The sequence below is a fragment of the Tahibacter harae genome (assembly GCF_024437735.1).
Taxonomy (GTDB): domain Bacteria; phylum Pseudomonadota; class Gammaproteobacteria; order Xanthomonadales; family Rhodanobacteraceae; genus Tahibacter; species Tahibacter harae.
This window is the reverse complement of sequence record NZ_JANFQO010000036.1, coordinates 1-7909: the sequence shown is the minus strand read 5'-3', so window position 1 is coordinate 7909 and position 7909 is coordinate 1. Positions and strand designations below refer to the sequence as shown.

Here is a 7909-nt window from a genome sequence, read left to right as displayed (position 1 = left end):
TGCCGTGGCCGGCGAGGGCAACAGACTGCCAGGAGGCGATGCAGCCTATGCCAAGCAACGCGCGCCGCCGTCTTCAGGTGCTGGCCGGCAACGCCATGGCCGCAGGCCGGGCGCCGGCTGCCGTACGGCCCTGCGCCGGCGGATAGGAGACAGCCCGTGCCCGGCATTGCCCCCGCCCACGCTGATCCGCGTGCCCCGAACTGCCCCCCCGGGCCTGGCCGCCGTGCCGGGCCCGTAGTGCTTGCGTGCCGCTTGCCGCGCCGCCGTGCGCGAATCATGCCGGCGTCATCCGTGACTGGACTTGCGCAGCGCCTGCCGGCGCCGCGGCTGCACGGTGTTGGTCCCAGGAATCTGCCATGACACCCAACCAGATACTCACTGCCTACAAGGCCGGCCGGCTGTCGACGCAGGAGCTGCAGGAACACCTGCGCCAGTTGCGCGATGCCGCGACGCCGTCGCCGTTGTCCGAAGGGCAGAAGGGACTGTGGGTACTCAACCGCATGGCGGCCGACGACAGCGCCTACAACCTGCCGCTGTGCTTCCAGTTCGACGCCGGCCTGGACCTGGACCTGTTCCGCCAGGCCTGCGAGCTGCTGCTGGAGCAGCATCCCATGCTGCGCGCGGTGATCGAAGTCACCGACGGCGTGCCGGCGCAGCGCCTGGCGCAGCAGCCGCTCGCGTTCAGCAGCGAGGATCTCGGCGGCGCCGATGACGCGGCCGTGCTGGCGGTGCTCAAGGACAAGGCGCGCGCGCCGTTCTCGCTGACCGAAGGACCGCTGCTGCGCGTACACGTGGTGCGCCGCGGCGCCGCGGCGGTGGCCCTGTTCGTGGTCCACCACATCGTGTTCGACGGCAGTTCCGTGCCGCTGCTGCTTGCATCGGTGCTGCAGAACTATGCCGAGCTGGCGCGCGGCGAGACGCCGCTGGCGCTGGCTGCCGGCCCGAGCTACCGCGATTTTGTCGAATGGGAGCGCCAGCTGCTGGCCGATGGCGCGCCGCAGCACCGGGACTACTGGCGCCGCCAGCTGGCCGGGCCCCTGCCGGTGCTGGAGCTGCCGGCAGACCGCACCCGCAGCGCCACCGCCAAGGTCGATGCGCGCAGCGTCAGCCGCCGCCTGCCGGCGGCGCTGGCCGCCCAGGTACGCCAGGCCGCCGCGGCGGCCGGCGTCAGCAGCGCCGTGCTGCTGCTCGGTGTCTACAAATGGCTGCTGTTCCGCTACAGCGGCCAGCGCGACCTGATCGTCGGCATGCCCAGCGCGGGCCGGCCGCAGCCGCGCTTCGAGCGCGTGATCGGCTACTTCGTCAACATGCTGCCGCTGCGCAGCGCGGTGGATCCGGCGCAGGCCTTCGGTGATTTCGTCAGCGGCCTGCAACTCACCCTGGCCGATGCGCTGGACCACGCCGCCTATCCGTTCGCCCGTGTCGTCAAGGACGCGGGCGCACTGGCGGCCGGGCAGCGTTCGCCGCTGTTCCAGGTCGCCTACGAATTCCAGAACGCCGCGGTGGTGAACCCCGGCGCTGCGCCGGCCGAGCCGGGCGCGCTGGGTCTGCAGGCGCTGTCGGGCCTGCGCCAGGAAGGCGAGTACGAGCTGGTGCTTGAAGTGGTGGAGCAGGCCGACGGCTTCGAGCTGCACCTGAAATACGACGCCGCCGTGTTCGGCCCGGCGCGCATGCAGCGCATGCTCGGCCACTACGCGCAGCTGCTGCAGCAGGTGCTGGCCGCGCCGCAGCAGCCGCTGCAGGCGCACGGCCTGCTCGATGCGCAGGAGCAGGAACAACTGCGGCGCTGGAACGCCAAGGACGAACCTGCCTTCCTCGGCCACAGCCTGCCAGGCCTGTTCGATGCCCAGGCCGCGCGCACGCCGGAAGCGGTCGCCGTCAGCTTCGGCGATGAAGCGCTGAGCTACCGCGAGCTGCAGCGCCGCGCCAGTGCGCTGGCCGCGCACCTGCTCGCGCGCGGCGTCGCGCACGAGGACCGCGTCGGCCTCTGCGTGCAGCGCTCGCTGGATCTCATCGTCGGCCTGCTCGGCATACAGAAGGCCGGCGCGGCCTATGTGCCGCTGGATCCGGACTATCCCGCCGAACGCCTGCGCTACATGGTCGCCGACAGCGGCATGCGCCTGCTGCTGACCCAGTCCGCGCTTGAAGCGACCGCGCAGGCCATCGCCGCACCCGGCGTGGACATCGTCGCGCTGGACCAGCTGGCACCGCTGGCCGGCAGCGCAGCGGCGCTGCCGGCGATAGACCCGGGCCAGCTCGCCTACGTGATGTACACCTCGGGCAGCACCGGCAATCCCAAGGGCGTGATGATCGGCCAGCAGGCGCTGGCGAATTTCCTGCTGTCCATGCAGCGCGAGCCGGGCATAACCCGCACCGACCGCCTGTACGCAGTCACCACGTTCAGTTTCGACATCGCCGGGCTGGAGCTGTACCTGCCGCTGATCAGCGGCGCCCACTGCCATATCAGCACGGCCGGCGATGCGCAGGATCCGCGCCGCCTGCTGCGCGCGCTGGCCCAGGTGCGGCCGACCATCATGCAGGCCACGCCCACGACCTGGGCGCTGCTGTTCCAGGCCGGCTGGACCAATCCCGAACGCATGAAACTGCTGTGCGGCGGCGAAGCGCTGCCCGAGCCGCTGCGCGACGCCTTCGTCGCCAGCGGCAGCGAAGCCTGGAACCTGTACGGCCCGACCGAGACCACGATCTGGTCGACCGTCTGCCGCATTCTGCCCAACGACGCCAACGCGATCGGCGAGCCGATCGCCAATACCGCCATCTTCATCCTCGATGCCGCCGGCCAGCCGGCGCCGGTCGGCGTGCCGGGCGAGCTGGGCATCGCCGGCGACGGCCTGGCGCGCGGCTACTGGAACCTGCCGGAGATGAGCGCGCAGCGCTTCGCCGCGGCCGAGTCCTGCGGCGGCGTGCGGCTGTACCGCACCGGCGACCTGGCGCGCCGGCGCGAGGACGGCGGCATCGAATGCCTGGGCCGCATCGACGCCCAGGTCAAGCTGCGCGGCTACCGCATCGAACTCGGCGAGATCGAGGCGCGCCTGGCCGAGGACGCGCGCATCGCCCAGTGCGTGGTCGGCATCACCGAACACGACGGCCACCGCCAGCTCACCGCCTTCTGCGTGCCGGCACAGCCGCCGGTGCCGGGCCAGCACGCCGCGCTGCGCGACAGCCTGGCGCGGGAACTGCGCCCGCTGCTGCGCCAGCACCTGCCTGATTACATGATCCCGGCGCGCTTCGTGCTGCTGGATGCACTGCCGCTGACTCCGAACGGCAAGGTCGACCGCAAGCGCGTCGCCAGCCTTGGCGACAGCGCGGCGCCCGCGGCCGCGCCGGTTGAAAGCACGACGGCCAGCCGCGCCGAGATCGAGCAGCGCCTGGGCCTGATCTGGCAGCGCGCGCTGGACAATCCGTCGATCCGCCCGGACGACGGTTTCTTCGAGATCGGCGGCGATTCGGTCCTGGCCGTGACCGTGGCCGACCGCATCGCGGCGGAGTTCGGCACCGAATTCAGCGTCACCGACGTGTTCCGCTTCAGCACGCTGCGGCGCATCGCGGCGCATCTGGCGGCGGTTGCGCCCGCCGCGGCGGGCGAATCGGCGGCAACGGCCCAGGCGGTGCCGGCGTCGGTTGCAGCGGCGACGCCGCTGGCCGCGGACTGCCGCGACAGCCTCGCCATCGTCGGCATGTCCTGCCAAGTGCCCGGCGCGGCCGATCATCATGCGTTCTGGCGCCAGCTGCTGGCCGGCGAATCCGGCATGCGCCGCCTCGGCGCCGACGAGCTGGCCGCCGCCGGCGTGCCGGCGGCGCTGGCCGCGCATCCGCGCTACGTGCCGGTACGCTCGGCCATCGCCGGACGCGAGCTGTTCGACGCGGACTTCTTCCGCGTCAACCCGCGCGACGCGGAGCTGATGGATCCGCAGCTGCGCCTGCTGCTGCAGCACGCCTGGGCCGCGGTCGAGGACGCGGGCTATACGCCGGGCGAGATCCGCGATACCAGCGTGTTCGTCGCCGTCGGCAACAACGGCTACCAGTCGCTGGCTTCGGCCTCGGCCCAGGCCCAGGGCGGCGGCGAGCAGTACGTCAGCTGGGTGCTGGCGCAGAGCGGCAGCGCCGCGACAATCATTTCGCACCGGCTCGGCCTGAAGGGGCCCAGCTTCGCCGTGCATTCCAACTGCTCGTCCTCGCTGGTCGGCCTGTATGCCGCGCAGCAAAGCCTGCAATCGGGCGAATGCCGCCAGGCCCTGGTCGGCGCCGCCTCGCTGCCGGTCTGGCCGGGCGCGGGCTACCTGCACCAGAAGGGCCTGAATTTCTCCAGCGACGGCCGCGTCAAGACCTTCGACGACAGCGCCGACGGCATGGTCGCGGGCGAGGGTGTCGCGGTGATCCTGCTCAAGCGCGCCGCCGACGCGGTGGCCGACGGCGATCACATCTACGCCCTGCTGCGCGCCGTTGCGCTGAACAACGACGGCGCCGACAAGGTCGGCTTCTACGCGCCCAGCGCCGAAGGCCAGGCCGAGGTCATCGCCAAGGCGCTGCGCCAGGCCGGCGTGCCGGCCGAATCCATTGCCTGCGTCGAGGCCCACGGCACCGGCACCGAGCTGGGCGATCCCATCGAGCTGAGCGCGCTGGGCGAGGTCTACCGGCGCGAAACGGCGGCGGTCGGCTACTGCGGCCTGGGTTCGGTCAAGAGCAACATCGGCCATCTGGATACCGCCGCCGGCCTGGCCGGCTGCATCAAGCTCGCGCTGAGCCTGGACCGCGGCGCGCTCGTGCCGACGCTGCACTACACCACGCCCAACCGCAAATTCGACCTGGCCGCCTCGCCGTTCTACGTGCTGCAGCACGGCCGCGACTGGCCGCGCGGCACGCTGCCGCGCCGCGCCGGCCTGAGTTCGTTCGGCATCGGCGGCACCAACGCCCACGCCATCCTGGAAGAAGCGCCGCTGCGCGCGGCCACGGCCGCGCTGCCGGCGCCGTTCCTGCTGCCGCTGTCGGCGCGCACGGCCGAGCGCCTGCAGGTCTATGCCCAGCGTCTGGCGGATTTCCTGCCCCAGTCCGGTCTTGCCCTGGCCGATGTGGCCTATACCTTCCAGGTCGGCCGCGAGGCGATGCCGGCGCGCGCCGTGTTCGTCGCGGCGGACCTGGCCGAACTCGTCGCCAAGCTTGGCGCGTTCGCACGCGGCGAGCGCGGCATCGCCGGCTGCATCGCCGGCGAGGCGGGCGGCAGCGAAAGCCTGCTCGAAGATGAGGATTCGGCCAGCCTGGTCGAACGCTGGATCAGCGGGCGCAAGCTCAGCAAGCTGGGCAAGGCCTGGGTGCGCGGGCTGGAGATCGACTGGCGGCGCCTGTATGCAGGCACGGCCCGGCCCCAGCGCGTCAGCCTGCCGACCTACCCGTTCCTGCCCGAGCCGCATGTGCTGGCGCTGCCGGCCCAGGCCGGCGCCGGTGTCGCCATGCTGCATCCGCTGGTCCAGCGCAACACTTCGGACCTGCACGAACAGCGCTATTCCTCGACCTTCGACGGCAGCGAATTCTTCCTGCGCGATCACCAGATCCACGGCAAGCGCGTGCTGCCCGGCGTGGCCTATCTGGAACTGGCCCGCGCCGCCGTGGAGCAGGCGCTGGGCGCCGCCGCGGGCGGCGAGGGCGGCACCGCGCGCATCCGCCTGAAGAATGTGGTCTGGCCGCGGCCGGTGACGGTGGAAGACCAGCCCGTAAACGTACATATCCGCCTGCGCCCGGGCAGCGGCGGCGAGATCGATTTCGAGATCTACAGCGGCGAGGCCGCCGAAGAGCGCGTGCATTGCCAGGGCCGCGCCCTGGTCGCGCCGCCGGAGCCGGCGCCGCAGCTGGACCTGGCTGCGCTGCGCGCGGCCAGCCATGAATCGCTGCAGGCGGAGCTGTCCTACGAGCGTCTGCCGGCCATCGGCTTCGTGTTCGGTCCGGGCATGCGCGCCAACCAGGTATTCAACCTGGGCGTGGATGCGCAGGGCCAGGCCACCATGCTGGCCGAAATCCGCCTGCCCGACTGCGTGCGCGACACCCGCGGCGACTACGTGCTGCATCCCAGCATCATGGAAGCGGCAATCGGCGCGCTGCCGATCGGCGCGAAGGCGGCGGTGCCGTTCGTGCTGGCCGAGCTGGATGTGTTCGGCCCGTGCAAGGAGCAGGTCTGGGCCTATATCCGCCACGCCGCCGGCAGCGACGAAGTGGTACAGCGCTTCGACCTGGACCTGTGCGATGCCGACGGCCGCGTCGATGTACGCCTGCGCGGCTATTCCCGCCGCGCGTTCGAGGCTGCGCCTGCGGCGGAAAGCGCCGACAGCGTCTTGCTGCTGCCGTACTGGCAGGAGCAGCCGGCCGTCGCCGCGGCCGCCGCCGCCGTGCGCCGCCGCGTGCTGCTCACCGGCGCCGCGGCCGCGACTGCGCTGCCCGACGCCGTCGCCCTGGCCCAGGACGGCGCCGATGCGGCGGACTATTTCACCCGCTGCGCGCATGGGCTGCGCGACCTGCTCACGGCCGCACCGGCCAGTGCGGCCGATCCGCTGCTGCTGCAGGTCGTGGTGCCGCGCGAGCCGGGGTCGGCGACGCTGGCCGGCCTGGCCGCGCTGCTCAAATCGGCACGGCAGGAAAACCGTCACCTGCAGGCGCAGCTGATCGAGACCGACGCCTGGGCCGACAGCGCGCGCCTCGCCGCACAGCTGGACGAGAATGCCGCCAGCGGCGACACCTGGGTGCGCTGCGAAGCCGGCCGGCGCCTGCTGCCGCTGCTGCGCGAACTGGCCCCGGCCGGCGATGCGCCGGCGCCGTGGATCGCCGGCGGCGTGCACCTGCTCGCCGGCGGCGCCGGCCGCCTCGGCCAGCAGCTGGCGGCGGACATCGCCGCGGCCGTGCCCGACGCCGTCATCGTGCTGACCGGCCGCGGCGCGCTCACGCCCGGGCGCGAACAGGAACTGGCGCCGCTGCGCCCGGCCCGGGGCAGCCTCGAATACCACGCGCTGGACCTGGCCGACGCAGACGCCGTGGCCGCCCTGGTCGGCGCGCTGCGCCAGCGCCACGGCCGCCTCGACGTGGTCGTGCACTTGGCCGGCGTGCTGGCCGACAACTACCTGCACAACAAGAGCGGCGAAGAACTGCAGCGCGTGCTCGCGCCCAAGGTGCGCGGCCTGGCCAACCTCGATGCGGCAACGGCGGCGCTGCCGCTGCAGGCGTTCATCGCGTTTTCCTCGGTGGTCGGCGAGTTCGGCAATGCGGGCCAGGCCGACTATGCCGCGGCCAACGCCTTCGTCGACGCGCTGATCGCCCAGCGCGCCGCACTCGCCGGCAGCGGCGCGCGGCAGGGGCGCAGCCTGTCGGTGAACTGGCCGCTGTGGCGCGACGGCGGCATGCGCATGGATGCGGCCAGCGAACGCCAGATGCGCCAGACCAGCGGCGCCATGCCGCTGTCCAGCGCGGCCGGCTTCGCGCTGCTGCGCCAGGCCTGGCACAGCGGCGAAACCCGCGTCGTCGTGCTGCACGGCCACGGCGAACGCCTGCGCCAGCGCCTGTTCGGCGCGCCGGCCGCCGCGGCGGCGCCGGCCAGGCCGGCCGACACGGCTGCTGCGGGGGCATTGCTCGCGCCGCTGCTGGAGTCGCTGGCGCAGATCGTGGTGAACCTGATCAAGATTCGCCGCGACGCGGTCAATCCCGAGGCCGAACTGAATTCGCTGGGCTTCGATTCGATCAGCCTGACCGAATTCAGCAACCGCCTGAACCGCGAGTTCGAACTCGAACTCACGCCGACCGTGTTCTTTGAATTCCCGACCCTGCGCGGCCTGGCCGGGCACCTGCTGGCCGAGCATGGCGCTGCGCTGGCCGCGCGCCTGGGCCTGCGCCCGGCCGGGGCCGCGCCGCGGCC

At 72.5% G+C, this 7909-nt stretch carries 1 protein-coding gene; it reads left to right on the top strand.

What is annotated here, in order from left to right; all coding sequences use genetic code 11:
• Positions 1-356: 356 nt before the first annotated feature.
• Positions 357-7909, top strand: a 7553-nt coding sequence (locus NM961_RS23005; protein WP_255916774.1) for a non-ribosomal peptide synthetase, incomplete at its 3' end; no start/stop codon positions are given.